The sequence below is a fragment of the Streptomyces sp. NPDC012474 genome (assembly GCF_042955185.1).
Classification (GTDB): Bacteria; Actinomycetota; Actinomycetes; order Streptomycetales; family Streptomycetaceae; genus Streptomyces; species Streptomyces cahuitamycinicus.
Map to the genome: position 1 here is coordinate 135,750 of NZ_JBIBEP010000010.1, position 26,172 is coordinate 161,921.

26 protein-coding genes and 4 pseudogenes are annotated in these 26,172 nt (G+C 70.1%); 15 read left to right on the forward strand and 15 right to left on the reverse strand.

Annotated elements, in window-relative coordinates:
• Positions 1 to 384 precede the first annotated feature (384 nt).
• Both ACFY9S_RS22700 and ACFY9S_RS22705 read left to right on the forward strand, forming a co-directional pair.
• Entirely contained in the window at positions 385 to 681 is a 297-nt protein-coding gene (locus ACFY9S_RS22700; protein WP_003993510.1) for a DUF4193 domain-containing protein, read from the forward strand.
• A 13-nt stretch (positions 682 to 694) separates the two neighbouring features.
• A complete protein-coding gene (locus ACFY9S_RS22705) occupies positions 695 to 1,657 on the forward strand; it encodes a hypothetical protein (protein WP_391131383.1) in 963 nt (320 codons plus the stop codon).
• A 101-nt stretch (positions 1,658 to 1,758) separates the two neighbouring features.
• Here ACFY9S_RS22705 and ACFY9S_RS22710 read toward each other — a convergent pair whose 3' ends face one another.
• Positions 1,759 to 2,217: a DUF3093 domain-containing protein gene (locus ACFY9S_RS22710; RefSeq protein ID WP_102908242.1), complete on the reverse strand. Its 459-nt coding sequence runs from the start codon at positions 2,215 to 2,217 to the stop codon at positions 1,759 to 1,761.
• A gap of 58 nt (positions 2,218 to 2,275) precedes the next feature.
• On the opposite strand from ACFY9S_RS22710, the gene ACFY9S_RS22715 reads away from it, so the two are divergent.
• The 7 genes and pseudogenes from ACFY9S_RS22715 to ACFY9S_RS22745 all read left to right on the forward strand — a co-directional run bounded on the left by ACFY9S_RS22715 (position 2,276) and on the right by ACFY9S_RS22745 (position 6,628).
• Positions 2,276 to 2,860, forward strand: coding sequence for a hotdog domain-containing protein (locus tag ACFY9S_RS22715; protein WP_391131385.1), 585 nt, complete (start codon positions 2,276 to 2,278; stop codon positions 2,858 to 2,860).
• Positions 2,861 to 2,937: 77 nt separating this feature from the next.
• On the forward strand, positions 2,938 to 3,507 hold the full coding sequence (dut, locus tag ACFY9S_RS22720; RefSeq protein WP_391131618.1) for a dUTP diphosphatase: 570 nt from the start codon (positions 2,938 to 2,940) through the stop codon (positions 3,505 to 3,507).
• 1 nt (position 3,508) lies between these two features.
• Positions 3,509 to 4,261 (forward strand): DUF3710 domain-containing protein, encoded by a 753-nt coding sequence (locus ACFY9S_RS22725; protein WP_391131387.1) that lies wholly within the window; start codon positions 3,509 to 3,511, stop codon positions 4,259 to 4,261.
• A gap of 298 nt (positions 4,262 to 4,559) precedes the next feature.
• Positions 4,560 to 4,751, forward strand: a pseudogene (locus ACFY9S_RS22730) (ATP-binding protein); the annotation flags it as partial.
• Positions 4,748 to 5,431, forward strand: coding sequence for a response regulator (locus ACFY9S_RS22735; protein ID WP_391131389.1), 684 nt, complete (start codon positions 4,748 to 4,750; stop codon positions 5,429 to 5,431). The pseudogene ACFY9S_RS22730 and the gene ACFY9S_RS22735, both read left to right, overlap by 4 nt.
• Before the next feature lie 63 nt (positions 5,432 to 5,494).
• Positions 5,495 to 5,893, forward strand: a complete 399-nt coding sequence (locus ACFY9S_RS22740; protein WP_078899176.1) for an OB-fold nucleic acid binding domain-containing protein — start codon at positions 5,495 to 5,497, stop codon at positions 5,891 to 5,893.
• A 3-nt stretch (positions 5,894 to 5,896) separates the two neighbouring features.
• Positions 5,897 to 6,628, forward strand: a complete 732-nt coding sequence (locus ACFY9S_RS22745; RefSeq protein WP_391131391.1) for a DUF3159 domain-containing protein — start codon at positions 5,897 to 5,899, stop codon at positions 6,626 to 6,628.
• 87 nt (positions 6,629 to 6,715) lie between these two features.
• Here the strand turns inward: ACFY9S_RS22745 and ACFY9S_RS22750 are convergent, their stop codons facing one another.
• The 3 genes from ACFY9S_RS22750 to ACFY9S_RS22760 all read right to left on the reverse strand — a co-directional run bounded on the left by ACFY9S_RS22750 (position 6,716) and on the right by ACFY9S_RS22760 (position 9,802).
• The gene (locus ACFY9S_RS22750) at positions 6,716 to 7,390 is read right to left on the reverse strand and encodes a TrkA family potassium uptake protein (protein WP_102908236.1); all 675 of its coding nucleotides are present in this window, start codon (positions 7,388 to 7,390) and stop codon (positions 6,716 to 6,718) included.
• A complete protein-coding gene (locus tag ACFY9S_RS22755; RefSeq protein ID WP_391131393.1) occupies positions 7,390 to 8,061 on the reverse strand; it encodes an NAD-binding protein in 672 nt (223 codons plus the stop codon). Before ACFY9S_RS22755 ends, ACFY9S_RS22750 begins: the two co-directional genes overlap by 1 nt.
• A 346-nt stretch (positions 8,062 to 8,407) precedes the next feature.
• Positions 8,408 to 9,802, reverse strand: a complete 1,395-nt coding sequence (locus ACFY9S_RS22760; protein WP_391131620.1) for an MFS transporter — start codon at positions 9,800 to 9,802, stop codon at positions 8,408 to 8,410.
• A 342-nt stretch (positions 9,803 to 10,144) separates the two neighbouring features.
• Here ACFY9S_RS22760 and ACFY9S_RS22765 point away from each other — a divergent pair, with 342 nt between their 5' ends.
• Both ACFY9S_RS22765 and ACFY9S_RS22770 read left to right on the forward strand, forming a co-directional pair.
• Positions 10,145 to 10,873, forward strand: coding sequence for a TetR/AcrR family transcriptional regulator C-terminal domain-containing protein (locus ACFY9S_RS22765; RefSeq protein ID WP_391131395.1), 729 nt, complete (start codon positions 10,145 to 10,147; stop codon positions 10,871 to 10,873).
• Between the two features lie 92 nt (positions 10,874 to 10,965).
• On the forward strand, positions 10,966 to 11,904 hold the full coding sequence (locus ACFY9S_RS22770) for a PfkB family carbohydrate kinase (protein ID WP_391131397.1): 939 nt from the start codon (positions 10,966 to 10,968) through the stop codon (positions 11,902 to 11,904).
• 27 nt (positions 11,905 to 11,931) lie between these two features.
• On the opposite strand, the gene ACFY9S_RS22775 is transcribed toward ACFY9S_RS22770, so the two are convergent.
• A complete protein-coding gene (locus ACFY9S_RS22775) occupies positions 11,932 to 12,054 on the reverse strand; it encodes a hypothetical protein (protein ID WP_381216172.1) in 123 nt (40 codons plus the stop codon).
• 182 nt (positions 12,055 to 12,236) lie between these two features.
• Here ACFY9S_RS22775 and ACFY9S_RS22780 point away from each other — a divergent pair, with 182 nt between their 5' ends.
• Complete coding sequence (locus ACFY9S_RS22780) at positions 12,237 to 14,288, forward strand: amino acid permease (RefSeq protein WP_391131398.1); 2,052 nt, start codon at positions 12,237 to 12,239, stop codon at positions 14,286 to 14,288.
• 109 nt (positions 14,289 to 14,397) lie between these two features.
• Entirely contained in the window at positions 14,398 to 15,726 is a 1,329-nt protein-coding gene (locus ACFY9S_RS22785) for a TRAM domain-containing protein (protein WP_391131399.1), read from the forward strand.
• 894 nt (positions 15,727 to 16,620) lie between these two features.
• Here ACFY9S_RS22785 and ACFY9S_RS22790 read toward each other — a convergent pair.
• The 6 genes from ACFY9S_RS22790 to ACFY9S_RS22815 form a co-directional block, all read right to left on the reverse strand.
• Complete coding sequence (locus ACFY9S_RS22790; RefSeq protein WP_307018173.1) at positions 16,621 to 17,217, reverse strand: isochorismatase family protein; 597 nt, start codon at positions 17,215 to 17,217, stop codon at positions 16,621 to 16,623.
• A 40-nt stretch (positions 17,218 to 17,257) separates the two neighbouring features.
• On the reverse strand, positions 17,258 to 18,166 hold the full coding sequence (locus tag ACFY9S_RS22795) for an urease accessory protein UreD (RefSeq protein WP_391131401.1): 909 nt from the start codon (positions 18,164 to 18,166) through the stop codon (positions 17,258 to 17,260).
• Positions 18,163 to 18,861, reverse strand: a complete 699-nt coding sequence (gene ureG / locus ACFY9S_RS22800) for an urease accessory protein UreG (RefSeq protein ID WP_391131403.1) — start codon at positions 18,859 to 18,861, stop codon at positions 18,163 to 18,165. The genes ACFY9S_RS22795 and ureG overlap by 4 nt, the downstream gene beginning before the upstream one ends.
• Before the next feature lie 30 nt (positions 18,862 to 18,891).
• The gene (locus ACFY9S_RS22805; RefSeq protein ID WP_391131405.1) at positions 18,892 to 19,566 is read right to left on the reverse strand and encodes an urease accessory UreF family protein; all 675 of its coding nucleotides are present in this window, start codon (positions 19,564 to 19,566) and stop codon (positions 18,892 to 18,894) included.
• 97 nt (positions 19,567 to 19,663) lie between these two features.
• Positions 19,664 to 21,517 carry an urease subunit alpha gene (locus tag ACFY9S_RS22810; protein ID WP_391131407.1) on the reverse strand — a complete coding sequence of 618 codons (1,854 nt, stop codon included), beginning with the start codon at positions 21,515 to 21,517 and terminating at the stop codon, positions 19,664 to 19,666.
• Positions 21,501 to 22,163, reverse strand: coding sequence for an urease subunit gamma (locus tag ACFY9S_RS22815; RefSeq protein WP_391131409.1), 663 nt, complete (start codon positions 22,161 to 22,163; stop codon positions 21,501 to 21,503). The genes ACFY9S_RS22810 and ACFY9S_RS22815 overlap by 17 nt, the downstream gene beginning before the upstream one ends.
• Before the next feature lie 315 nt (positions 22,164 to 22,478).
• Between ACFY9S_RS22815 and ACFY9S_RS22820 the strand changes: the two are divergent.
• Positions 22,479 to 22,936: pseudogene (locus ACFY9S_RS22820) on the forward strand (transposase).
• A gap of 75 nt (positions 22,937 to 23,011) precedes the next feature.
• Here ACFY9S_RS22820 and ACFY9S_RS22825 read toward each other — a convergent pair.
• The 3 genes and pseudogenes from ACFY9S_RS22825 to ACFY9S_RS22835 all read right to left on the reverse strand — a co-directional run.
• Positions 23,012 to 23,281: pseudogene (locus ACFY9S_RS22825) on the reverse strand (VOC family protein); the annotation flags it as partial.
• Positions 23,265 to 23,438, reverse strand: a complete 174-nt coding sequence (locus tag ACFY9S_RS22830; RefSeq protein WP_391131410.1) for a hypothetical protein — start codon at positions 23,436 to 23,438, stop codon at positions 23,265 to 23,267. The gene ACFY9S_RS22830 and the pseudogene ACFY9S_RS22825, both read right to left, overlap by 17 nt.
• A 94-nt stretch (positions 23,439 to 23,532) precedes the next feature.
• A complete protein-coding gene (locus ACFY9S_RS22835) occupies positions 23,533 to 24,198 on the reverse strand; it encodes a TetR family transcriptional regulator (RefSeq protein ID WP_391131412.1) in 666 nt (221 codons plus the stop codon).
• Between the two features lie 96 nt (positions 24,199 to 24,294).
• On the opposite strand from ACFY9S_RS22835, the gene ACFY9S_RS22840 reads away from it, so the two are divergent.
• Positions 24,295 to 25,188 (forward strand): oxidoreductase, encoded by an 894-nt coding sequence (locus ACFY9S_RS22840; protein WP_391131414.1) that lies wholly within the window; start codon positions 24,295 to 24,297, stop codon positions 25,186 to 25,188.
• Here the strand turns inward: ACFY9S_RS22840 and ACFY9S_RS22845 are convergent.
• Positions 25,185 to 25,926: pseudogene (locus ACFY9S_RS22845) on the reverse strand (transposase). The gene ACFY9S_RS22840 and the pseudogene ACFY9S_RS22845 overlap by 4 nt on opposite strands.
• Positions 25,927 to 26,172 lie beyond the last annotated feature (246 nt).

Here is a 26,172-nt window from a genome sequence, read left to right on the forward strand (position 1 = left end):
GCGGCACCCGGGGATGTTCGCTTTGCGCGGAATTTCTGAGGCTTCACCGCGCGTTCACCGTGTGTGATCGATCACAGGGACGCCTTTCCGGTCATCTACTCTCCGTGATCATGCCCGTTGTCGGAAAGCCGGGATAATCCCGGTTTTCGGGGGTCTTGATCACGGGAAGTACACGGTGAGACGCCTTTGGCGTGCAGCATTCGGACCGTGTACGGTCCCCATCGCCATCCAAGCCGATCACTCATGGGGAGTCCGGTTGGGTGTCGATTGAGTAACAGACCTTGATGTGAGGCAAAATCTCCGCCTCAGGTCGGGCACAAGTCCGGCCTCTCACGCGTTACGTGCGCTGGAGACACCGCAGACACCCAGAGGGGGAGAGCGACCATGGCAACCGATTACGACACTCCACGCAAGACCGACGACGACGTCGACTCGGACAGCCTGGAAGAGCTGAAGGCTCGGAGGAACGACAAGTCGGCCTCCGCCGTGGACGTCGACGAGTTCGAGGCAGCGGAAGGCCTCGAGCTGCCCGGAGCCGACCTCTCGAACGAGGAACTGGCCGTCCGGGTGCTCCCGAAGCAGCAGGACGAGTTCACCTGCATGAGCTGCTTCCTGGTGCACCACCGCAGCCAGCTGGCCCGGGAGAAGAACGGTCAGCCGATCTGCCGCGACTGCGACTGAGGGCGGGTCGGCCGTGACCGGCTCGACCCCTCCCTGGAAGCGCCGCTTCTCCAAGCGGGAAGCGGACGAAGGGCCGGCAGACGGCCCGCGGTACGGCGTGCGTGAAAACGAGCGAGGCTCAACCGCTACGGGGGCGGCCTCGCTCGAACCGGCAGCGGACCGGGGTGACCTCCCGGCGTCCGTGGACGTCCCCGCACCCGTCGCGAGACGGCGGGCGGGGACGATCCGGGAGCGGGCCAGGGAAGGCGTCCGCAAGGGCGGCGACCGGGCCCGGGCCGGACTGGCCTACCTCGCCGACCGGATCATCGAACTGGCCCCGCGCGTGCCCGTACGGGACCTGGCGACGCTGCGCAGGCAGTTCCCGGGCCTCGGGCCCGAGGAGCTCGCGGACAAGCTCGTGGCGGGCGCCGCGAACGCGACGGCGACGGTCGGGGCGGGTATCGGCGCGGCCGCGATGCTCCCCGTGCCCCCGGCGATGCCGACGGAACTGGCCGCCGAGGTCACCGGCGTCGCGGTGATCGAGCTGAAGCTGATCGCCGAACTCCACGAGGTCTACGGCGTACGGCCACCCGGCAACCTCAAGCAGCGCAGCACCGCGTACCTCGACTCGTGGTCGGGGGAGCGCGGGATCGACGCGACCAAGCCGTCGACACTCAGCGCGGCGCTGAACAGCCGCATGAAGCGCGAACTACGGCAGCGGATCATGAAGCGAATGGTCCGCAGCATGCCGAACCTGATGCCGTTCCTGGTGGGCGCCGCCGTGGGGGCGGTCATGAACCGCGGCGAGACGAGAAAGCTCGCCGGCCGGATCCGTGGGGACCTGCGCAAGATCCAGGTGCCCTGGGAGGCCTTGGAGGCGCTCCCCGCCCTGGAACGTCCGGCGGACGTCCTGGAGATGGACGAGATCACCAGCGACCCCCTGGGCCGTCACCAGGGTCCCCCAGGCGACGACCGGCACGGCGGCGACGACCGCTGAGACCGGCGTCGATTCGGCGCGCGGGAGCCGCACGTCGAGGCACTCTCGGGCGACCTCGTGCGGGCGCACTCGGCGGCCGGGTGATGTCCCGCTCGGCTGTGCTACTCGGGCTTCGCCGGCCGCAGTGCCTCCGCCAGGCGCTCCGGCTCGCGCGTGGACAGGTACAGGTACGGAGTCGGGTCCTGCGGGTCCGTGACCTCCACCCGCAGGGCCGTCGGGATGTACGCGCGCAGCAGGAGGAAGGCGCGCGGGTCGGCCTTGTAGGTGCGCCAGGCGCGGGTCTCCTCCGCGTCCAGCACCTCGGCCTCGCCCAGTGCCGCCAGCGGGATCCTCGCCTCGCCCGCGATCAGGGAGTCGCCGACCACGCGGATGCGGACCGAGCCGTACGAGCTCGCGGCGACGGCCGCCACCGCGGTGCCCCCGGCCAGGCCGCCGAGCATCGGCAGCGTGCCGAACGGGAGCAGGATCAGGGCCATGGAGACGCCCACCAGGAACGAGATCAGCCACCAGGTCCGCGGGGCGGTGAGGCGTTCTTCGTACGGGGCGGCGGAGAGCTGCATGGGGCCAAGCTTGACACGGTGTCCGGGAGGGGCGGACGCGCGGGTAAGGTCTCCGGCTGTGAGTCGTACTTCCGCAGCTCTTCAGCCTCCGGTCGACGCCGTGCAGCCGGTGCGGCACCCGGACGCGCCCGCGCCCGGCGAGCTCCTCGGCGCGCACTACGGCGCGTGTTTCGGCTGTGGCGACGACCAGCCGCACGGGCTGCACCTGGAGGCGCGGGCCGGTGAAGGCGTGTCGCTCACCGCCGAGTTCACCGTCCAGCCCGCCCACCAGGGCGCTCCGGGCCTCGCGCACGGTGGCGTGCTCACCTCCGCCCTGGACGAGACCCTCGGCTCGCTGAACTGGCTGCTGCGCACGATCGCGGTGACCGGGCGGCTGGAGACCGACTTCGTGCGGCCCGTGCCCGTCGGCACCACGCTGTACCTGGAGGCGGAGGTGACGGCGGTGGCCGGGCGGAAGATCTACTCCACCGCGACCGGACGCGTCGGCGGCCCCGACGGGCCCGTCGCCGTGCGCGCGGACGCGCTCTTCGTCGAGGTGAAGGTCGACCACTTCGTGGACCACGGCCGCCAGGAGGAGATCCAGGCGGCCATGAACGACCCGGACCAGGTCCGGCGCGCTCGTGCCTTCGAGGTGAACCCGTGAGCACGGCCCGCCCCTTGCAAGCCGATAGCCCCATCAGCCCCATGAGCACGGATTCCCCCATGAGCACGGATCTCCCCATGACTCCCACGAGCCCCGTGAGCCGTCGGCCGCTGGACGTGCTGATCCGGCGCGTCGATCCCGACGTGCCGCTTCCGTCGTACGCGCGGCCCGGTGACGCCGGGGCCGATCTGCGCACCACCGAGGCGTGCCAACTGGGGCCGGGCGAGCGGGCCGTGCTGCCCACGGGGGTGTCTGTGGCGCTGCCGGAGGGGTACGCGGCCTTCGTGCACCCGCGATCCGGTCTGGCTGCCCGCTGCGGCGTCGCCCTGGTGAATGCCCCGGGGACGGTTGATGCCGGGTACCGTGGGGAGATCAAGGTGATCGTGGTGAATCTCGACCCGCGCGAGGCCGTGCGGTTCGAGCGCTTCGACCGGATTGCCCAACTGGTAGTCCAGCAGGTCGAGAGGGTCCGCTTCCAGGAGGTGGCGGAGCTTCCCGGCTCGGCGCGGGCCGAGGGGGGCTTCGGATCCACCGGAGGCCATGCGGCGGTGGACGGGACGAACGGCACAAGCGGTCAGGCCGCCATCGGCGGTCAGGCGGGTGGGAATCGATACGCTTCGGTCGTATCCGACCGGGAAGGACAGTGACGTGTTCGGACGTCGCAAGAAGAGGGATGCCGCCGAGGACGCGGCCGGCGAGGCCGAGCAGGTCGTCGACGGTGTCGACACTGAGGCGGGCGAGGGCGGGCGTCTGAGGCTCGAGCCGGCGCCGCGCCCCGACGGGCCCTGGGACAGCTCCGAGGTGCGTGACCCGAGCGAAGGCCGGGTCGATCTGGGCGGTCTGTTCGTGCCGGGCGTCGACGGCATGGAGCTCAGGGTCGAGGTCGCGGGCGACGCGATCGTGGCGGCGACGGTCGTGCTGCGCGACAGCGCCATCCAGCTGCAGGGCTTCGCCGCACCCAAGCGCGAGGGCATCTGGGGCGAGGTGCGTGAGGAGATCGGCACCGGCATCACCCAGCAGGGCGGCATCGTCGACGAGGTCGAGGGACCGCTGGGCTGGGAGCTGCGCGCCCAGGTGCCCGTACAGCTGCCGGACGGCACCGGCGGCTTCCAGGTCGTGCGGTTCGTCGGTGTGGACGGCCCCCGCTGGTTCCTGCGCGGGGTCATCTCGGGCCAGGGCGCGGTACAGCCGCAGGCCGCGGGGCTGCTCGAGCAGATCTTCCGGGACACGGTCGTGGTGCGCGGAGAGGGCCCGATGGCGCCTCGTGACCCGATCGTCCTGAAGCTGCCGGACGACGCCCAGATGGTCCCCGAGGGCGTTCAGCAGCAGGAGGAGGGCTCCCGTTTCGCCGGCGGAATGGGCCAGCTCCAGCGGGGACCGGAGATCACCGAGGTCCGCTGACCCGTAGGGACGCCCAGGGCCGTACCCCCGCCGGGGTGCGGCCCTTTCTCGTGGGCCCTTTCTCGTGCGCGGAACCTTGAGGCCGCATGGTCTGTACCTGGTGTCTTCGTCCAACGCGTCTGTTCATGAAGGCGCTTTGCGTTCGGGTTCGGCTTCACGCCAGGTACCAGCTCGGCGCCGGGACCTGCTGTGCGGCGGCTCGCTGAAGCTCGGGCTCGGCCGGTCTCCGAGGTCGGGCACAACGCCCTGGCCAACCGTCTCGGACACGCCATGACCAACACCGGGGCACTGGCCCGGCGGGGACGCCCCGCGCGGCGCCGGCGTGGGCCTGGGCCTCGCGGTGGCACGCGGCTTCGCCGAGGCCATGGGCGGCACCCTGGACGCCGAGGACACCCCCGGCGGCGGGCTCACCATGGTCCTCACCCTCCGCGCTGCGGGAACCGCCCCTGAGCACCACCCCGCGACAGAACCGGAAAGGCAGGCCTCATGACCCGCGTCCTCGTGGTCGACGACGAGCCGCAGATCGTGCGCGCACTTGTGATCAACCTCAAGGCACGCACGTACGAGGTCGACGCGGTCCACGACGGTGCCACCGCCCTCCGGCTCGCCGCCGCCCGCCACCCCGACGTGGTCGTTCTCGATCTCGGGCTGCCCGACATGGACGGTGTCGAGGTGATCAGGGGCCTGCGCGGCTGGACCCGGGTGCCGATCCTGGTGCTGTCCGCCCGGCACACCTCCGACGAGAAGGTCGAGGCGCTGGACGCGGGCGCCGACGACTACGTCACCAAGCCGTTCGGCATGGACGAGCTGCTGGCCCGGCTGCGGGCCGCAGTACGCCGGGCCGAACCGGCCGGCGACGGTCTGGAGGACGTGATCGTCGACACCGGCGACTTCACCGTCGACCTGGGCGCGAAGAAGGTCAACAGGGGCGGCAAGGACATACGGCTGACCCCCACGGAATGGCACCTGCTGGAGGTCCTCGTGCACAACAGCGGACGCCTGGTCGGGCAGAAGCAGCTGCTCCAGGAGGTGTGGGGGCCGTCGTACGGGACGGAGAAGAACTATCTGCGCGTGTACATGGCGCAGTTGCGGCGGAATCTGGAAGCCGACCCCTCGCAGCCGAAGCACTTCATCACCGAGACCGGGACGGGCTGTCGCTTCGAGAAGTGAGGGTGTCGCCTTCGGGAAACAGGCTCCTCGCCCTTCGTCAGTACGCCCCGGTACGCTTCAGATATGAGTGCTGTCCCTCGTTCCGAAAAGCCGGCGGGCCGTTTCCGGCGCATGCTCGACCGGCTCTCCTCGTCGCAGGAGGACCTGGAGTCCGAGGAACTGCGCGAAGACAGCGAGACGGCCGGCTGCATCCGGATCGGAGACTGCCAGGACCGCCAGATAGTGACGGTTACTGGTACCTTGCGCACGGTCACCCTTCGGCCGCGTGCGGGAGTCCCGGCCCTGGAGGCCGAGCTGTTCGACGGCTCCGCCGCGCTGGACGTGGTGTGGCTCGGCAGGCGCTCCATCGTGGGCATAGAGCCGGGGCGCAAGCTGATCGCGTCGGGCCGGATCTCGATGAGCCGCGGCCGCCGGGTGCTGTTCAACCCCAAGTACGAACTGAGACCCCTCGGACGGGAGTAGCCGGTGACGTCGCTCGACAAGCCGACCGAAGAGACATCTGCGGACGACGCCCGGGCGGTGACCGAGGCCGCCCTGTTCGAGGCGTTCGGCGGCGTGCGGGGCATGGTGGAGACGGTGGTCCCCGGCCTCCTCTTCGTCACCATCTACACGATCAACAAGGACCTGCACCTGTCGGCGATCGCGGCGCTGGCCGTGTCGCTGGTGCTGGTCGTGGTCCGGCTGGTGATGAAGGACACCGTCAAGCACGCCTTCAGCGGTGTCTTCGGCGTGGCCTTCGGTGTCGTCTTCGCGATGATGACCGGCAACGCCAAGGACTTCTACCTGCCCGGCATGCTCTACACGCTGGGCCTGGGCCTCGCCTACATCATCACCACGCTGTGCGGTGTGCCGCTGATCGGGCTGATCCTCGGCCCGGTCTTCAAGGAGAACCTCTCCTGGCGCACGCGCAACCCCGGCCGCAAGAAGGCCTACGCGAAGGCCAGCTACGCGTGGGGAGCGATCCTGCTCGCCAAGTGCGCGATCCTCTTCCCGCTGTACTGGTGGGCCGACACCACCCAGCTGGGCTGGGTCCTGGTCGCCCTGAAGATCCCGCCGTTCCTGCTCGCGGTGTACCTGACGTGGGTGTTCCTCGCGAAGGCTCCCGCGCCGATCGACGTGTTCGCCGAGATGGAGGCCGAGGAGAAGGCGGCCGAGGAACGCGAGCGGGAGGGTGCCGCCCGGTCCGCGGAGCAGTGAGCCTCCGGCGCTGACGGAAGCGGAAGGGGCGTCCCGAGCACTCGGGACGCCCCTTCCGCTTGTTCGAGACGGCTTGTTCCAGACGGCTCAGCCGGCTGAGGTCCGTCGCACCGACAGCAGGTCCTCCAGCTGCTCCTCACGGGCTTGGGCCGCCACGAAGAGGAGTTCGTCGCCGGCCTCCAGGGAGTCCTCCCGTGAGGGCGTCAGCACGCGGTTGCCGCGGATGATCGTCACCAGGGACGTGTCCTGCGGCCACTCGACGTCGCCGACCTGCGTGCCGGCCAGGGCCGACTCCTCCGGCAGGGTCAGCTCGACCAGGTTGGCGTCGCCGTGGCTGAAGCGGAGCAGGCGGACCAGGTCGCCCACGCTCACCGCCTCCTCGACCAGGGCCGACATCAGACGCGGAGTGGAGACGGCCACGTCCACGCCCCAGGACTCGTTGAACAACCATTCGTTCTTGGGATTGTTCACGCGGGCGACGACGCGCGGGACGCCGTACTCCGTCTTGGCGAGGAGCGACACGACCAGGTTCACCTTGTCGTCGCCGGTCGCGGCGATCACGACGTTGCAGCGCTGGAGCGCCGCCTCGTCGAGGGACGTGATCTCGCAGGCGTCGGCGAGCAGCCACTCGGCCTGCGGGACGCGTTCGACCGAGATGGCGGTCGGCGCCTTGTCGATCAGCAGGACCTCGTGGCCGTTCTCCAGCAGTTCGCCCGCGATCGAGCGGCCGACGGCGCCGGCTCCGGCAATGGCGACCCTCATCAGTGACCGCCCTCCTCTTCGGGACCCTTGGCGAACGCCGCCTCGACCTTGTCGACCTCGTCGGTGCGCATCATCACGTGCACCAGGTCGCCCTCCTGCAGCACCGTCTGCGAGGTGGGCAGGACCGCCTCGCCGAGCCGGGTCAGGAACGCGACGCGCACGCCCGTCTCCTCCTGGATCCGGCTGATCTTGTGGCCGACCCAGGCGGGGGAGGTGTGCACCTCGGCGAGCTGGACACCGCCCGTGGGGTCGCGCCACAGCGGCTCCGCACCGGAGGGGAGCAGACGGCGCAGCATCTGGTCGGCCGTCCAGCGGACCGTCGCGACGGTGGGGATGCCCAGGCGCTGGTAGACCTCCGCGCGGCGGGGGTCGTAGATGCGGGCGGCTACGTTCTCGATGCCGAACATCTCGCGGGCCACGCGAGCGGCGATGATGTTGGAGTTGTCGCCGCTGGAGACGGCGGCGAAGGCGCCGGCCTCCTCGATGCCGGCTTCGCGCAGGGTGTCCTGGTCGAAGCCGACGCCCGTGACGCGTCGGCCGCCGAAGCCTGAGCCCAGCCGGCGGAAGGCGGTGGGGTCCTGGTCGACCACGGCGACCGTGTGCCCCTGTCGCTCCAGGTTCTGGGCCAGCGCGGAACCCACCCTTCCGCAACCCATGATGACGATGTGCATGGCCTCACACCACGCTTCCCGCAGACCTTCCGGCCTGCGTCAGTGTTCTGCTCATGTCTCTCTCTCGGCTCGCCGGGCAGCACTTCACGGCCTTCTGTGCGGGCCGCCAGGCACCATCATGCCGGGGAACGCCGGGTGTGATCCCCTTCGGTGCCCGCCCGCCGGGCCGATCGCCTGTGTCCAACGTATCGGCAATGCCGGGAGAGCCCGCCAGGACCCTCGGGTGCGGCGGGGGTCGAGGTCCGCGGCGCCGGCCGGCGAAGGAACGGCCGATGCTCACGGAGCCTGTCGTGACGGGGTGCTCTGCTGCATGATCCACTGACGTTTCTCCGGAACAGGGCCGCACTCAGCCGGCCGCCTCGACTGCCGCTTCCGGACGGGGAGTTCGCCGTCCGCCTCGTGAGAGCAGGCCGACCAGGAGCGCGCCGCCCACGAGGATGCCGAAGGCCACCCGGAGCGCCACGGTGTAGCCCTGTACCGTCCCGGTGCTGACGGCGTCCGTGCCGTGCCCGTGGTCCTTGAGGTACGACGTGGTGACACTCGTCGCGATGGAGTTGAGCAGCGCGGTGCCGAACGCGGCCCCCACCTGCTGCACCGTGTTGTACGCCGCCGACGCGACACCCGCCTCGGCGGGGTCGAGCCGGACCGTGGCCATGTCCGTCGCCGTCGCGAGCAGACAGCCGAGCCCGATGCCGGTGAGGATCATGGACGGCGTGAGGTACACCGGGAACACGTGGGAGCTGTCCGCCTCCAGCTGCGTGAGGATCAGCATCCCGGCGGCCGACGACAGCAGGCTGCCCGCGATCAGGACGTCGGGAGCGACCCGGCGGTGCAGTCTGCCGGCGATGAGCATCGCGCCGACGGTGGTGCTCACCGCGTTCACCAGCAGCGTCAGGCCCGCCTTGACCGGCGAGTAGCCGAGGACGGTCTGCGTGTAGTAGCTCACGAACAGGTAGAAGCCGAACATCGCGGCGAACATCAGGCACACGGAGAGGAACGCCGTGCCACGGACGCGGTGGAGCGGGATCCGCAGCGGCAGCAGCGGATGCCGCGTCCTGGCCTCCACCAGCACGAACACGGCCAGCAGCAGCCCACCGCCGATGAGCAGGGCGAGCACCGTCGGGTCGCCCCAGCCGTGGGGTTCCGCCTGGGTGAAGCCGTAGACCAGTAAGACGAGGCCGGCGGCGCTGAGCAGCACCCCGGGGACGTCCAGATGGCGCAGGTTGCCGCCCGGGCTGTCACGCAGGATGAGCGGGACGCCGAGCAGGGCGATCGCGGTCATGGGGATGTTGATGTAGAGGCACCAGCGCCAGTCGGCGTACTCGGTGAGCAGCCCGCCCGCCACGACTCCGAGGGCGGCTCCCCCCGCGCCGACACCGGCGAAGATCCCGAAGGCCTTTCCGCGCTCGCGCCCGTCGGTGAACGTGAGGATCAGCAGCGACAGCGCCGCCGGTGCCAGCAGCGCGGCGAAGACGCCCTGTCCGGCGCGCGCCGCGACGAGCGTGCCGGCGTTGCCCGCCGCACCACCGAGCGCCGAGGCCAGCGCGAAGCCGGCCAGGCCGACGGTGAAGGCCCGCCGGTGGCCGATCGCGCCGCACACGCGTCCGCCCACGAGCAGGAGGCCGCCGAAGGCGAGGGCGTAGGCCGTGATCACCCAGTGGCGGTCGGTGTCGGCCATGCCCAGGGTCTCCTGGGCCGAGGGGAGCGCGATGTTCACGATGGTCGCGTCCAGCACGACCATCAGCTGGGCCAGGCTCACGACCGGGAGGGTCCACCAGTGCTTCGTGGACCGAGGGGGCGGTGGGGCTTCTCGCTGGAGGTCTGTCACGGCTCTCCTCGCACAATGGTCGGGTCACTAGAACGTTGGTCTAGCGGGGGGACCCTACAGCAACGGTGTGCAGCCGTGCCATTACGCAGGCGCCGGGCATCGAAGCCCTGGGGGGTCCCAAGTGGCTTGCGGGCAAGGGGAAATGAGCGACGACGGCCACAGTGCCGACGGGCTCGCCGCGGGGAGCGGGTCCGGGCGTGCGAGACTCGCCCCGAACACTCAGTGACGCGACGTGCACCCTCGGGGGTGAGCCGCATGGATCCGGAGGTGGACGTCATAGCGGGCAAGGAACGCTCGAGGGGACAGGCCGGTGCGGGGATCGGCAACGTCTGGCTGCGCTCCCCGCGGGGCAACAAGGGAGAACCACCGCTGACGCGGGAGCGCATCGTCCAGGCCGCCGTCGCCCTGCTGGACGAGGAGGGGATGGACCGGCTCACCATGCGCCACCTGGCCGAACGGCTTCAGGTGGGTGCCACGACCCTGTACTGGCACGTGGCGACGAAGGCCGACGTCATCGATCTGGCCGTCGACGCCATCTTCGGGGAGACCTCGCTCCCGGACCAGCGTGCCGAGAATCCCCGGGACGACATCGTGGTCCTGGTCAACACCTGGCGGCAGGCGATGCTGCGGCACCCCTGGGCGGCCACCCTGCCCGCGCGGCAACGGCCCCTGATGGGCCCTAACTTCCTGGCCTGGATGGAGTTCCTGCAGTCCGGTCTGCTGCGGGTCGGACTGACCGACAAAAGGCTCAACGCAGCGACCTGGGCGCTGTACAACCACGTGATGGGTGCCACCGCCACGCAGTCCAGCCTCCAGCTCTCCGCCGAGGAGGCCAGGCTGGGGCAGGAGTACCTGGAGAGCCGGCGCGACCGGTACCCGACCGTCGCGGCGAACAACTACATCTCCGACGTCGACTGGGACACCAGCTTCACCGTCGGGCTGGAACTGCTGCTCGACGGCATCGAAGCGCAGACCAGGAACTGAGGCCGGACGGCCCCGGGCACCTCCGGGGCGCCGGTGGAAGGCCATGGGCTTCACGGCCCTACGGCGTACGACGCGCGAGGAAACGGACGGCCATGAGTCACGAGATCGACGTCCTCGTCCTGGGCGGCGCGGGAGTGGACACGATCGTGCACGTGCCCGAGCTGCCCGTGCCGTTCGCGGACAGCCACATGATCCGGCCCGGGATCGTCACGCGGGCGGGACAGAGCGGAGACTTCGTGGCACTCGGGACGAGCGCGCTGGGCCTGCGCACACACCACCTCGACCTGCTCGGCGACGACCCCGAGGGCGACCTCGTGCGTGTGCTGCACCAGGAGCACGGCATCGGGCTCACGGCCGTGCCGCAGCCGCTCGGCACCAAACGTGCGGTCAACCTCGTCGGCCCCGACGGCAGACGGTCGTCCCTCTACGACGCCACCCGGGCCGCCGGCACGGACCGGCTGCCCGAAGCCACGGTGCGCACACTCGCGGCCGTCAGCCGGCACGCCCACGTCGTCATCACCCAGCCGTGCGCCCACGCACTGCCCGCCCTGCGCGCGGCCGGCGTCACGATCTCCACCGACCTGCACGACTGGGACGGCTCCAACTCCTACCACGAGCCCTTCGCCCACCAGGCCGACCTGGTCTTCCTGTCCAGCACGGCCCTGAGTGACCCGGAGCGGACCATGCGGCGGATCACCGAACGGGGCAGGGCCCGGATCGTCGTCGCCACGGCCGGGGCGGACGGCGCGTACCTGCTGGCAGACGGTGAGCTCACCCACGTACCCGCCGCCCCGCCCCCGGCCCCGGTCGTCGACTCCAACGGCGCGGGCGACGCCTTCGCCGCCGCGTTCCTCCACGCCTGGCTGGACGGCACCCCGCCCCACCGCAGCGCCCTGCACGGCACGGTGGCCGGCGCCTACGCCTGCACGATCCCGTCGACCCGGGCCGCCGCCATCAGCCGGGAGGAACTGAGCGCGGGGGTGGCGCAGCTGGAGCGGGCCGAGCGGCCGGGGGGCTCCCGGAACTCCTAGGGCGGCGGCAGGAGTCTCCCGGAACTCCTAGGGTCGCGCCCCGGGCGACACGTCCTTGCGGCGGCTGATGCTGCGGACGCTCGCCAGTGTCAGGATCCCGAGGGCGACGAGGGTTGCCGCGGCGCCGATCAGCTGGGCGGGGGTGTGCATGGGACCTCCAGGGGCGGCAACGGACGGGAGACGGACGGGCTCAGTCATATAGGCATGGGAACCGGGTGACCTGCTGAATCCTCAGCCGCACAGGCCTCCGAATTCACTCGGAGAGCAGAGGGAACTCCTATGAGGGGTGGCGGGTGGGCGCCCCCGCAATCGAACGCCTACGATCCTCTGTTGTGTCCAAACTGACCGACGTGCCCAAACGGATCCTGATCGGGCGCGCACTGCGCAGCGACCGGCTGGGCGAAACGCTCCTGCCGAAGCGCATCGCACTCCCCGTCTTCGCCTCCGACCCGCTCTCCTCCGTGGCGTACGCGCCCGGCGAGGTCCTGCTGGTCCTGTCGATCGCGGGCGTGACGGCGTACCACTTCAGCCCCTGGATCGCCGTCGCGGTCGTCGTGCTGATGTTCACCGTGGTGGCGTCGTACCGGCAGAATGTGCACGCCTACCCCAGCGGCGGCGGCGACTACGAGGTGGCCACCACCAACCTCGGCCCCAAGGCCGGCCTCACCGTCGCCAGCGCGCTGCTCGTCGACTACGTCCTCACCGTGGCCGTGTCGATCTCCTCCGGCATCGAGAACCTCGGCTCCGCGATCCCGTTCGTCGTCGAGCACAAGGTCGCCTGCGCGATCGGCGTGATCGTGCTGCTGACGCTGATGAACCTGCGCGGGGTGAGGGAATCGGGCTCGCTGTTCGCGATCCCGACGTACATCTTCGTCGCGGGTGTCTTCACCATGATCGCCTGGGGCGCCTTCCGCGGCCTGGTCCTGGACGACACCATGCGGGCCCCGACGGCGGACTACGCCATCAAGCCCGAGCACCAGGGCCTGGCCGGATTCGCCCTGGTCTTCCTGCTGCTGCGCGCCTTCTCCTCCGGCTGCGCCGCCCTCACCGGCGTCGAGGCGATCTCCAACGGCGTCCCTGCCTTCCGCAAGCCCAAGTCGAAGAACGCCGCGACCACCCTCGCCATGATGGGCCTGCTGGCCGTCACCATGTTCTGCGGCATCATCGCGCTGGCCGCCGCGACCGACGTCCGCATGGCCGAGAAGCCGGCCAGCGACCTCTTCCACAACGGCGTCCCGCTCGGCCCGGACTACGTCCAGAACCCGGTGATCTCCCAGGTCGCCGAGGCCGTCTTCGGCAAGGGCAGCCTCCTGTTCATCGTGCTGGCCGCGGCCACCGCGCTGGTGCTGTTCCTCGCCGCCAACACCGCCTACAACGGCTTCCCGCTGCTCGGCTCGATCCTCGCCCAGGACCGGTACCTGCCGCGCCAGCTGCACACCCGCGGCGACCGGCTGGCCTTCTCCAACGGCATCGTGCTCCTCGCGGGCGCCGCCGCCCTGCTGGTGGGGATCTACGGCGCCGACTCCACCCGCCTGATCCAGCTCTACATCGTCGGCGTGTTCGTGTCCTTCACACTCAGCCAGACCGGCATGGTCCGGCACTGGAACCGCCACCTGGCCACCGAGAAGGACCAGGCCAAGCGCCGCCACATGATCCGCTCCCGCGCCATCAACGCCTTCGGCGCCTTCTTCACCGGCCTCGTGCTGGTCGTCGTCCTCCTCACCAAGTTCACGCACGGCGCCTGGGTCGCCCTGCTCGGCATGGTGATCTTCTACGCGACGATGACGGCCATCCGTAAGCACTACGACCGGGTCGCCGCCGAGATCGCCGCCCCCGAGGGCCCGAGCGACGACCTCGTACGGCCCTCCCGCGTCCACTCGGTCGTGCTGATCTCCAAGATCCACCGCCCGGCGCTGCGCGCCCTGGCCTACGCCAAGCTGATGCGCTCGGACACCCTGGAGGCCCTCAGCGTCAACGTCGACCCGGCGGAGACCAAGGCCCTGCGCGAGGAGTGGGAACGGCGCGGCATCGACGTACCGCTGAAGATCCTGGACTCGCCCTACCGCGAGATCACGCGGCCGATCATCGAGTACGTCAAGAGCCTGCGCAAGGAGTCACCGCGCGACGCGGTGTCCGTGATCATCCCCGAGTACGTCGTAGGCCACTGGTACGAGCACCTGCTGCACAACCAGAGCGCCCTGCGGCTGAAGGGCCGGCTGCTGTTCACGCCCGGGATCATGGTGACCTCGGTGCCGTACCAGCTCCAGTCGTCCGAGGCGGCCAAGCGGCGGGCCCGCAGGCAGCAGGACTGGAACGCGCCGGGCTCGGTGCGCCGGGGCCCGGCCCAGGTGCGGTCGAAGGAGTCCACCGAGCGCAAGTCGTGAGACGACGGCTGATGTGAAACGGCCGGGTGGCAGCCACGTAGACTGGTGGGCTGTTGTCCGGCCGTTTCCGTCGGCCCTTCCCCCTCACGCGTTTTGGAGTCACCCCGCCATGCAGGCAGAACCGAGGAAATCGCTGGTGGGGGAGGAGTACGAGGTCGAGATCGGCCCCGTCGCCCACGGCGGTCACTGCATCGCCCGCACGTCCGAGGGCCAGGTGCTGTTCGTACGGCACGCGCTGCCCGGTGAGCGGGTCGTGGCCCGGGTGACGGAGGGCGAGCAGGGCGCGCGGTTCCTGCGCGCGGACGCCGTGACGGTGCTCGACGCCTCCAAGGACCGGATCGACGAGCCCTGCCCGTTCGCCGGCCCCGGCCGCTGCGGCGGCTGCGACTGGCAGCACGCCAAGCCGGGCGCGCAGCGGCGTCTGAAGGCCGACGTCATCGCCGAACAGCTCCAGCACCTCGCCGGGCTCACCCCGGAGGAGGCCGGCTGGGACGGCACGGTGCTGCCCGCCGAGGGCGACAAGGTGCCCGCGGGCCAGGTCCCCGCGTGGCGCACCCGCGTCCAGTACGCCGTCACCGCCGACGGCCGGGCCGGCCTGCGTCGGCACCGCTCCCACGAGGTGGAGCCGATCGACCACTGCATGATCGCCGCGGAGGGCGTCAGCGAGCTGGGCGTCGAGAAGCGGGTCTGGACGGGCATGGACTCCGTCGAGGCCATCGCGGCGACCGGCTCCCAGGACCGCCAGGTGATCCTCACCCCGAAGCCTGGCGCGCGCCTGCCGCTCGTCGAACTCGACCGCCCCGTGTCGGTCCTGCGCGTGGACGAACGCTCGGGCGGCGTCCATCGCGTCCACGGCCGCAACTTCGTCCGCGAACGCGCGGACGGCCGGACCCACCGGGTCGGCAACGGCGGCTTCTGGCAGGTCCACCCGAAGGCCGCGGACACCCTGGTGACGGCGGTCATGCAGGGCCTGCTGCCGCGCAAGGGCGACATGGCCCTCGACCTCTACTGCGGCGTCGGCCTCTTCGCCGGCGCCCTCGCCGACCGCGTCGGCGACCAGGGCGCCGTCCTGGGCATCGAGTCCGGCAAGCGGTCGGTGGAGGACGCGCGGCACAACCTCGCGGACTTCGACCGCGTGCGGATCGAGCAGGGCAAGGTCGACAGCGTGCTGCCGCGCACCGGCATCACGGAGGTCGACCTGATCGTCCTGGACCCGCCGCGGGCGGGGGCGGGCCGGAAGACGGTTCAGCATCTGGCGTCGCTGGGGGCGCGGCGGATCGCCTATGTGGCTTGTGATCCGGCGGCGTTGGCGCGGGACTTGGGGTACTTCCGGGACGGGGGGTATCGCGTGCGGACGTTGCGGGCGTTCGATCTGTTTCCGATGACGCATCACGTGGAGTGTGTGGCGATTCTGGAGCCTGCCGCAAAGGGCCTCTGACCTGCTGTTTCTCTGGATTGCTGAGGATCGCCGGTGGTTCCTCGACCTGTTCTCCAAGGTGCATGGCGTGGAGTCTTGCCGTATGTCCGGGAGGGCTTCCGACCTGCGGGTTCGGCAGCTGCCAGGAGGGCCCCGGGCTCCGGATCGCGATGTTCGCAGGGACGGCCGGTGCCACTCGTGACGCTCACCTGACGCTCGTTCTGGTGGCATGTCAGGACCTTCCAGTTGACGTCAAGGATTGCGTTCTGGCCCCGCTCGCCGACGGGGGAGCGCGGGGCCCGCAGCGCGCGAAGTTCTCGCGCGGCGGAGAGAGGCGTTCGAAGCCTCAGCCCACCGGCTCAGGAGCTTCGACCGTCTCCTGTTCCGCCCACTTGATCTGCCTCACGCGCGGGTCAGACCGGCCCTTGCGGGCGCCGGCCTCGTCTACGGCGGCATCGGGCTTCTGCATCGAGGAGGGCGGAACATCCCGGCCGGAGCGGCCGCGGCGGCGGTAACACGACGGTCGGCAAAGAGCCGGGGCGGGATGGTGCCTCTCCCACCGCAGGAGCAAGGCGAACACCAGGGCTGCGAGGGTGCGTCCGGCTCCGATGGCGGGATCGCTCCAGCCGCAGACCCGCCCTTGGATGATCGACCAGGGCCCTAATGCGGGAGCAACCTCGACGGCGGCCTTCCCTTCATTCCTGACCACACCCTCTTCCTGTCCGCCGTCGCCGCCCTGACCCTGGCTCGCGGTGCTCTACCCGAGCACCGCGAGCTGATGGTGCGCATCGGCGATTGTCTCGCCGACCACCACAACGGTGACGGTGGCTGGGCCTGCCCGCCCCACAGGGCAAGCCAGTTCAGATGTCACCCGATCGTGCGGCAGACCCGTGTGTTCAACTCACTGGGAGGCTTCTAAGCCTCCGCGACCACGGGTGTGCCGGACAGTTCCACGCCAACTTGGCTGAGTTCGTCGCGAGCCTGCTGGATCGTGTCGTGGTGTACGCCGGCGGTCAGGTCCAGCAGGACTCGGGTGGTGAATCCTGCTGCGGCGGCGTCCAGGGCGGTGGCCTTCACGCAGTGGTCGGTGGCGATACCGACGACGTCCACCGTCGTGACGCCGTGCTCGCGCAGCCACGCGGTCAATCCCGTCCCTTCTTCGTCGGCGCCTTCGAAACCGCTGTAGGCGGCCTCGTAGGCACCCTTGTAGAAGACAGCGTCAAGGGCTCCGGCGTGTACGGCGGGGAGGAAGTCCGGGTGGAAGTCGGAGCCTTGCGTGCCGGCCACGCAGTGCACGGGCCAGGAGGTCTTGAAGTTGGGGGTGTCGGAGAAATGGTCTCCTGGGTCGATGTGGTGGTCGCGAGTCGCCACGACGTACTGATACCCGGCTTCTGCCGCGCGTCCGACCAGGTCGCGGACTTTGACGGCGACCAGGGCGCCGCCTGCCACGGGAACACTGCCGCCTTCGCAGAAGTCGTTCTGCACGTCCACCACGATCAGTGCTCGTCCCATGTTCCTGTCCTCCGGTTCGGCGTTCACGTCGTTCATGGATCTACTGCTCGCCGTCGGCATCTGGCCTCGGCGTCTCGTAGGCGTAGGCGAGGGCGGTGTCGAGGAGGTGACGCAGCTGGGCCGGTGTCGGGGCGACGGCGGTGGCGATGAGGGCCTGGGGGTCGGCGAGAGGGGTCAGTACCGCGTGTCCCTCGGCCGGGTCGTCGCCGATGACATGCGGCTCCTGGGGCGTGCCCAGCCCAGGATCGACCAGGAGGAGCTGCCCCGTCGCCCGGTGGGCTCCGAGGACGGCCGGGCCGTCCCACGCCGGCGCCGGGTAGCCGTAGGCGGCCTGCTGGTCGAGGAGCGGTCGTCCGCCGCGGCGTACGGCCAGGCGGGTAGTGAGGTGGCCCGGCACCTCGCCCGAGCGGCCCAGGAGTTGTTCCTCCCGCATGACCAGACGGGAGGTGGGGGTGAGGTCGACGGTGAACGTCTGGTGCAGGGTGCTGCCCCGGGTACTGATCAAGGGTTCGGGCAGCCAGTGCAGGGTCGCGTCGTCGTCCACCCTGATCCGTACGTCATACGTGGCGGGGATGGTGGTGGGGCCTCGCAGGGCGATGGTGGCGGCGGCCGTGGTCACCTCCAGTCGGGCCCGTGTCCCGGCGGTGATGTCGAGGGCGAGCCGGTCTCCGCCGAGCGGTGCGCTCATCGCGCCGAGTACACAGACACGTGCCTGCTCTCCGCGGGCCCGTAGCCGGCGCAGGTGGAAGGGACCGTCGCTGTGCAGGAGCGGAACCGTCGTGGTGCGGCCGTTGTGGGCGGCCCTGATCTGGGCGGTCGCGGTGACGCCGGACGGGTCCGCCGGGGCGGATTCGGTGGAGTGCCGACCGTGGGGGCCACCGTCGGCTCGCAGCGGTTCGTCGGCCGGCGCCGGAATCACGGTCGGCGTCTTCGCGGTGGTGAGGTTCACCGGGCGGATCCGGTGGCGTGCCAGGCGGCGAGGCAGCTGGTGACCCAGTCGGCGATTGGTTGGATGCCGTCGGGGGTGGTGAGGCTGGTGAAGGCGTACGGCAGGTCCCCCCGCTGCCTGCGGGTGTCGGCCCTCATGGTGTCCAGGTCGGCTCCCACGTACGGTGCCAGGTCGGTCTTGTTGACCACGAGGAGGTCGGCGGTGGTGATGCCGGGGCCGCCCTTGCGGGGGATGTCGTCGCCGCTGGCCACGTCGATGACGAAGACCTGGCTGTCGACGAGCCCGCGGGAGAAGGTCGCGGTGAGGTTGTCCCCCCCGGACTCGATGAGGATCAGGTCGAGCGGGCCCAGGTCCTGTTCGAGCTGCTCGACGGCTTCGAGGTTGGCGGAGATGTCGTCGCGGATGGCGGTGTGCGGGCAGGCTCCGGTCTCCACGGCGGTGATGCGCTCCGGTGGCAGCACGGCCTCACGGCGCAGGAAGGCCGCGTCCTCCTGGGTGTAGATGTCGTTGGTGACGACGGCGATGGACAGCCGGTCGCGCAGGGCGCGGCACAGGGCGGCCACCGTCGCGGTCTTGCCCGAGCCGACGGGCCCGCCGAAGCCGATGCGCAGGGCGCGGCGGCCGCCGTCAGCGAGCAGCGGTTCGGCGCTGTGGGTGTGGCGGTGCGGCATCGTCACGGGGTGGTCGAGGTGCACGAGGAGGCTCCATGCGTCGGTCGGGGCTGGTCAGGAGGCGAAGAGCCGGACGGTCCAGGCGGCGTGCTGCTCGCTGGTGATGTCCAGCAGGGGAGCGGAGGCGGCGGGCAGGACGCCGACGCCCTCGGCGGTGACGCGGCGCGCCGCGGCGTCCGCGGCGTCCGCGACGGTGTCGAGTTCGCCGGCGAGCCGTGCCAGGACGGCGGTGGCGTCGAGCGGGTCCAGGCTCAGCAGGCGTACCGCGGCGGTCGCCGGGCCGCCGACGCTGTCGTAGGCGGCGGCCCGGGCGGCGTCGAGCGGGGCGAGTCCGGCGGCGCGGGCGGTGACGCCGAGCACGACCGGCTGGTGGGCGCCCTGGGGCCGGTGTCGGGCGAGGTGGTCGAGGTCGGTGCTGGGCCAGGTGGCCCGGGCCGCGCGCATCAGTTGCCGGCCCAGACGGCGTGCGATGTGGCGCAGCGCCGGTACGGGGGTGCGGGTGTCGGCGGCCTCGTCCAGGGCGAGGGCGTCGCAGCCGTCGGCGGCGGCTGCGGCGAGGCCGGCGGCGACCAGTCCGGCGGTGTGCAGCCGGCCCCGGCAGAAGGCCTCCAGGCTCGCGGTGTCGTGGACCCGGCCGGAGGCGACGGCGGCCTCCATTCCGCCGGAGTGGGCGTGCCCGCCGGCGGGGAAACGGCCGTCGGCCAGGACGAGCAGGGCAGTGCGGCTCATGGGGCGGCGGGACCGCCTTTCGCGAGGATGTGCCGGAATCGGTCGCGCGGGCGTGACCGGCCCCGGCCGTGGTGGTCAGAATCGGAAGCTGTGGTGGTCAGAAGAGGAAGTACCGCTGTGCCAGGGGAAGTTCGGTGGCGTAGTTGCGTCCGACTTCCTGCCCGTCGACCGTGGTGCGGACGTCGGACGTGGTGGCGCCGCCGATGGTGACGTCGAAGGTGTCGGGGTCGATGTCGATCTTCGGGACGCCGTTGTTGTGGACCATGTCGGCCTTGGTGACCTCCCGGGTGGAGCGGATCGGGCGCAAGGGCTTGAGCAGCCCGATCCGGGAGAGTTCGCCGTCCAGGGCTGCCTCGGCCACGAAGTTGAAGGAGTTGGCCGCCGGAGCGCGGCCCTTGAAGCCCCAGACGGGGCGCGGGAGGTAGGGCTGCGGGGTGGGGATGGAGGCGTTGGCGTCGCCGATCTGGGCGTAGGAGATCTGGCCGCCCTTGATGACCATGTGCGGCTTGACGCCGAAGAACTTCGGTTCCCACAGCACCAGATCGGCGAGTTTGCCGGTCTCGACGGAGCCGACCTCGTGGTCGATGCCGTGGGTGATGGCCGGGTTGATCGTGTACTTGGCGACGTAGCGGCGGGCACGGAAGTTGTCCGCGCGCGCGTCGTCCTCGCGCAGGTGACCGTAGCGGGACTTCATGACGTGCGCCGTCTGCCAGGTCCTCATGATCATCTCGCCGATGCGGCCCATGGCCTGGGCGTCGGAGGACATCATCGAGATGGCGCCCATGTCGTGCAGCAGGTCCTCGGCGGCCATGGTGGAGGGCCGGATCCGGGAGTCGGCGAACTTCATGTCCGCCTCGACCTCCGGGTTGAGGTGGTGGCACACGATCATCATGTCGACGTGCTCCTTGACGGTGTTGACCGTGAAGGGCCGGGTGGGATTCGTCGACGCGGGCAGCACGTTCGGCTTGCTCGCGAGGCTGATCATGTCGGGGGCGTGGCCGCCGCCGGCGCCCTCGATGTGGAAGATGTGCAGGCTCCTGTACTTGGCGTCCTTCGTCCTGCGGTCCTTCTTGGTCGCGGCGAAGGTGTGGTGCACGAAGCCGGACTCGTTCAGGGAGTCGGCGTGCAGGGCGACCTGGACCCCGGTCTCCTCGCACACGTTCAGTGCCGCGTCGATCACGGCCGGCGTCGCGCCCCAGTCCTCGTGGATCTTGAAGCCCAGGGCACCGGCCGCGACCTGGTCGTGCAGCGCCTTCTCGGAGACGGTGCTGCCCTTGGCGAGCAGGCCGATGTTGACCGGGAAGGCGTCGAGCGCCTCGAACATGCGCTGGATGTGCCACTTGCCTGGTGTAACGGTCGTGGCCGTGCTGCCCTCGGCGGGCCCGGTGCCCCCGCCGATCAGCGTCGTCACCCCCGAGGCGACCGCCTCGTGGATTTGCTCCGGGCACAGGAAGTGCACATGGGTATCCACGCCGCCCGCGGTCAGAATGCGGCCCTTGCCGGAGATCACCTCTGTCTCGGGCCCCACGACGAAGGCCGACGCGCGCGGGTCGCGGCTGGCCGGCGGCGTCATGGTCTCTGGGTTGTACGCCTTGCCGATGGCCCGGATGCGGCCGTCGCGCAGCCCGACGTCGGCCTTGACCACGCCCCAGTGGTCCAGGATCAGAGCGCCGGTGATCACGGTGTCCACCGGTTCGCGGGGGTCGTCGCGGGGGATGTGCGACTGGCCCATCGACTCGCGGATCACCTTGCCGCCGCCGAAGACCATCTCATCCCCGCTGATCCCCGGGCCGCCGCACCAGTCGGCGTCGATGCGCAGGACGAGATTGGTGTCGGCGAGCCGGACCCGGTCGCCGGCGGTCGGCCCGTACAGGTCGGCGTAGCGGGAACGCAGCAGTGGGTCCCAGGGCTTGTCCTTCTTGGCCTTGTTCTTCTCAGTCCTGTCCGGCATCGAGGTGCTTCTCCTCTTCGCTCTTGTCGGCCTGCAGCCCGTGGACGATCCGCTCACCGGCGATCGGCACCAGCATCACGGTGCGCTTGTCGCCGGGCTCGAACCGTTCGGATGTACCGGAAGGGATGTGCAGCCGCATTCCGTGGGCGGCCTCACGGCGGAACTTGAGTCCCTCGTTGGCCTCGGCGAAGTGAAAGTGGGAGCCCACCTGGATCGGACGGTCCTTGGGGTTGCGCACCACCAGCGGCACAGGCATCGCGCCTTCGTTGAAGACCACCCGGTGTTCGTCCTCGTCCGGCAGCAGTTCCGGCTTGCCGGGATGAATGTCCACCTTGGTGGACGCCTCATCGAACGGATCGTGGATGGTCACCAGCTTCGTGCCGTCCGGGAACGTCGCCTCGACCTGGACGTTGTCGATCATCTCCGGCACGCCGTCCATGACCTCGCTGCGCTGCAGCACATGGCGCCCGGACTCCATCACCGCATCAACCGTTGCCCCGGCCCGTGCCTCCTCATAGACGTGCGCCGTCAACAGCGCCATGACCTCGGGATAGTTCAACAGCAGACCGCGTTCACGCCGCCGCTGGGCGACATCGGCCGCCACGTGGATCAACAGACGTTCCTGCTCATGCGGAGTCAGATGCACTCCGGTCCCCCTTCTCCTGTCCGTCGCTTCGCCCGCGCGGCAGGCATCACAAAGCGGAACAAAGGGATGCCACCGGTCGCGCCTGTCGTAGACCGATCCTGAAAGAGGGAGGGAACCCATGGACAGTGAAAAGGTCTGGTTGGCCCGGATGGAGTGAACCGGGGTCAAAGGGAGCATGCGGGGCGCAATACCCGCGTGCGGGGCGGAGAGGCATCGGCTGATCTCGTGAGCAAGCCCCACTGTCTTCCGCGCGGTGAAAACTGCCGGCTGTCCGGCACACGGACGAGCAGTGCTGCCGAGCGAGAGGCGTCACCCATGTGGGCGGTCCGCTTCACGCCAGTACGGGCTGCCCTCAGGCGTGCCCGCCAGCAATCGAAGAACTACCGCTATTCCACCAACCACCAGGTAGTCATCGACGCCGACACCCGCCTGGTCGTGGTGGTCGGCCGGCCGCTGCCGGGTAATCGCAACGACTGCCGGGCCTGGGCGGAGTCCGGCGCCAAGGCCGCCGTCGGCAACACGATGACCATCGCCGATGGCGGCTACCCAGGAACCGGGCTCGTGATGCCGCACCGACGCCGCAAGGGAGAGGATCTCCCTGCCTGGAAAAGGCCCACAACAAGTCCCACAAGCAGGTCCGCGCCCGCGTCGAGCATGCCTTCGCACGTATGAAGGCCTGGAAGATCCTGCGCGACTGCCGCCTGAGAGGCGACGGCGTGCGCCACGCAATGCACGGCGTCGCCCGCCTGCACAACCTCGCTCTCACGGGATAACCGCGCCCATGCGGGGTCCGGGAGGCCCACCGGAGACGGCTCCTCGCCTCGCAGTCTCGGAGGCTCGGAGGAGGTTCAGTCGAGGCAGAACTCGTTGCCTTCAAGGTCCTGCATCACAATGCAGGACTCGTTCTCGCCGTGGGCACGCATCGTTCGCACATGTACCGCGCCGAGCGCGACCAGTCGTGCGCACTCGGCCTCAAGTGCGGCAAGGGGCTCCTCACCCACGAGCCCGATACCGGCCCGCACATCGAGATGCAGTCGGTTCTTGACGACCTTGCCTTCGGGAACTCGCTGGAAGAGCAGGCGCGGACCCACTCCCGAGGGATCAGTGCACGCGAAGTAGATCACCTGCTCCGCGGGCGATGTCCAGCGCGACCATCGGCCCGAGCACCGAGCCGACGGTGCCGATCGCCGCCAGGGCGATGCCGCCGACCACGACGTACACGACCGGCCGCGCGACGACCCGCGTCCCGTCGGCCGGACTCCCTCGCTCCTCCACGCCCCTTGCTTCCCCGCCCTCACACCCAGTCGTACGTTCGTATGTCCGGGCAGATTAACCGGTGCCGCTGTGCGAACTCCTCGGCGCCTTCGCGTCAGGCCCGCGCCACCGTGCCCGCGATCAGTGTGGCGACGGCGTTTTCCAGGGTGGCGCGCAGGTCCAGGCGGAGCTCCGTCACGGTGGGGTCGGCTTCGTAGGCGGCGCGCACGCTGGCGGAGGGCCGGCAGTAGGTCGAAAGGGTGCCGGCCAGGATCACCGTCATCATGGCCACCGTCCGGGCGCCATCGCCGACTTCGGGCACGTACTGGCGGATGAGGTCGGCCGTGGTCCTGATGCCGGCGATGGCTGACCTCTTGTGCCGCACCACGACGTCGACGGACACGTTGTGCTCCAGCACATTGGCCTGGGCGTTGACGAGATCGAGCAGCACCGTCCGGCGTGCGAGGGACGCGCTGAGTACCGCGGCCACCTGGTCGCCGCGTTCACGCGCCGACAGGTGTGGGTCGACACCCTTGGCCAGTTCGTCCGGCACCTGCGCCAGCCATCTCTCCATGGCGCGCACGAGCAGTTCGAACAGCACCGCCTCACGGGACTCGAAGTAACGCAGCACGTTCGACTTGGCCAGCCCGACCCGCCGGCTCAGCTCGTTGAGGCTCAGCTCGGCTACCGGCATCTCGTCGAGCATCGCCGCCGCCGTGTCCAGGATCGCCTGGCGCCGGATCTCGCGCTGCTCCTTGCTGCGTGCTCGCTGGAATGTCATGCGCCCCAGTTTACAAACCAGCGGTCTCTTGACAGCAGACCGTCGGTCTCTTACTGTCGGGACGACAAGAGACCATCGGTCTATAAGGAGACTGACATGAAGTGGACCGAGCGAGACATCCCCGAGCAGAAGGGGCGGGTGGCGGTCGTGACCGGCGCCAACACCGGCCTGGGCTTTGAGACCGCCCGTGCTCTGGCGGAACACGGGGCGACGGTGGTGCTGGCCGTGCGGGACGTCGAGAAGGGCAGGCAGGCGGCCGCCCGCATATCCGGCGACGTCACCGTGCAGGAGCTGGACCTGACATCACTGGAGTCGGTCCGCGCCGTCGCGGCCGACCTGCACGGCACACACAGGGGGATCGACCTGCTGATCAACAACGCCGGTGTGATGTACCCGCCGAAGCAGACCACCCGCGACGGGTTCGAGCTGCAGTTCGGCACCAACCACCTCGGGCACTTCGCGTTCACCGGGCTGGTGCTGGACCTGCTGCTGCCCGTGCAGGGCTCGCGGGTGGTGACGGTCAGCAGCCTCGCCCACCGCGCCCGGGCCGCCATCCAATTCGACGACCTGCAGTCGGAGCGGGACTACAGCCGCGTCGCGGCCTACGGGCAGTCGAAGCTGGCGAACCTGATGTTCACCTACGAACTGCAACGCCGCCTCGGCTCGCTCAGCACCACGATCTCGGTGGCCGCACACCCGGGCCTGGCCAATACCGACCTCGTGCGCAACATCCCCCCCGCGATGCGGGTGATCGCCCCCGTGATCGGGCCCTTGATGAGCCAGAAGCCGGAGATGGGCGCCCTGCCGACCCTGCGCGCGGCCACCGACCCCGCCGTCCGCGGCGGCCAGTACTACGGCCCCGACCGGATGGGCGGCACCCGAGGACACCCGAAGGTCGTCGAGTCCAGTCCGGAGTCCCACGACCGGACCGTCCAGCAACGCCTGTGGACGGTCTCCGAGGACCTCACCGGCGTGAAGTTCCCTGTCTAAGGGCTATGCAGGCGGGCTATGCCGTGCATGGCGTGGTGGACGCCGTCGCCCTTGAGGCGGCAGTCGCGGAGGATCTTCCAGGTCTTCATGCGGGCGAAGGTGTGCTCGACGCTAGCGCGGACTTTGCGGTGGGAGGTGTTGTGTTCCTCTTTCCAGTCAGGGAGTTCGGCCTGGCCGGGTTCGCGGCGGTGCGGGATGACCAGGCCGGTGCCGCGGTAGCCGCCGTCCGCGATGACCGTTGTCTTGCCGACGGCGCCCTTCGTGCCGGACGGTTCCCACGCCTTGCAGTCGTTGCGGTTGCCGGGCAACGGGCGGCCGACGGCGACGACGAGCCGGGTGTCGGCGTCGATGACGACCTGGTGGTTGGTCGAGTAGCGGTAGCTCTTCGACTGCTCGGCGACCTGGTGATCGCGGGTGGGGACCAGGGTGCCGTCCACGATCAGCACGGCGTCCTTGCGGAACCGCCTGCGTTGCTGGAGGGCGAGCGCAGGTCCGAGGTGGCCATGATGCGGCCGACTTCGACACTCCGAACAGCGGGGCCAGTTGGCGCAGCGTCAGGTTGGTCCGCCAGTAGGCGGCGACCAGCAGCACACGGTCCTCCAGCGGCAGGCTCCACGGCCGGCCCTTGCGCACCAGGTCCGCACCCTCGCGCCGCAACGCGGTGATCAGCTTCCCGAACTGACGCGGGCTCAGCCCGGTGAACGGGGCTATCCAGGACGGCTCCGACGCCGTAATCACACAGCCACAACAAGATCACCTAACCCGTGACCAGCAGTCACGGGACAAGTCTTAGGGAAGAGGGTTTCACGTTCTTCGACGCTCCTGGAAAGCGCGGCGTTCGGCGTCATCGATGGTCATGCACGATGGCAGACCGTCCTGCCTGCTATCGGAACAGGAGGCGGTCGCGTATCGATCGGCGCGGTACAAAGTCGTGGTGATCACCGACGAGTTACGAGGTGAGGGCCCGTTGTGCCATTTGCCGGC

Bases quoted from the DNA above. Each gene is read 5' to 3' on its own strand.
- ACFY9S_RS22700 (WP_003993510.1), top strand. From the start codon at position 385: ATGGCAACCGATTACGACACTCCACGCAAGACCGACGACGACGTCGAC.
- ACFY9S_RS22710 (WP_102908242.1), bottom strand. From the start codon at position 2,217: ATGCAGCTCTCCGCCGCCCCGTACGAAGAACGCCTCACCGCCCCGCGG.
- dut (WP_391131618.1), top strand. From the start codon at position 2,938: ATGACTCCCACGAGCCCCGTGAGCCGTCGGCCGCTGGACGTGCTGATC.
- ACFY9S_RS22735 (WP_391131389.1), top strand. From the start codon at position 4,748: ATGACCCGCGTCCTCGTGGTCGACGACGAGCCGCAGATCGTGCGCGCA.
- ACFY9S_RS22740 (WP_078899176.1), top strand. From the start codon at position 5,495: ATGAGTGCTGTCCCTCGTTCCGAAAAGCCGGCGGGCCGTTTCCGGCGC.
- ACFY9S_RS22750 (WP_102908236.1), bottom strand. From the start codon at position 7,390: ATGAGGGTCGCCATTGCCGGAGCCGGCGCCGTCGGCCGCTCGATCGCG.
- ACFY9S_RS22755 (WP_391131393.1), bottom strand. From the start codon at position 8,061: ATGCACATCGTCATCATGGGTTGCGGAAGGGTGGGTTCCGCGCTGGCC.
- ACFY9S_RS22760 (WP_391131620.1), bottom strand. From the start codon at position 9,802: ATGGTCGTGCTGGACGCGACCATCGTGAACATCGCGCTCCCCTCGGCC.
- ACFY9S_RS22765 (WP_391131395.1), top strand. From the start codon at position 10,145: ATGGATCCGGAGGTGGACGTCATAGCGGGCAAGGAACGCTCGAGGGGA.
- ACFY9S_RS22770 (WP_391131397.1), top strand. From the start codon at position 10,966: ATGAGTCACGAGATCGACGTCCTCGTCCTGGGCGGCGCGGGAGTGGAC.
- ACFY9S_RS22775 (WP_381216172.1), bottom strand. From the start codon at position 12,054: ATGCACACCCCCGCCCAGCTGATCGGCGCCGCGGCAACCCTCGTCGCC.
- ACFY9S_RS22785 (WP_391131399.1), top strand. From the start codon at position 14,398: ATGCAGGCAGAACCGAGGAAATCGCTGGTGGGGGAGGAGTACGAGGTC.
- ACFY9S_RS22790 (WP_307018173.1), bottom strand. From the start codon at position 17,217: ATGGGACGAGCACTGATCGTGGTGGACGTGCAGAACGACTTCTGCGAA.
- ACFY9S_RS22805 (WP_391131405.1), bottom strand. From the start codon at position 19,566: ATGAGCCGCACTGCCCTGCTCGTCCTGGCCGACGGCCGTTTCCCCGCC.
- ACFY9S_RS22810 (WP_391131407.1), bottom strand. From the start codon at position 21,517: ATGCCGGACAGGACTGAGAAGAACAAGGCCAAGAAGGACAAGCCCTGG.
- ACFY9S_RS22835 (WP_391131412.1), bottom strand. From the start codon at position 24,198: ATGACATTCCAGCGAGCACGCAGCAAGGAGCAGCGCGAGATCCGGCGC.
- ACFY9S_RS22840 (WP_391131414.1), top strand. From the start codon at position 24,295: ATGAAGTGGACCGAGCGAGACATCCCCGAGCAGAAGGGGCGGGTGGCG.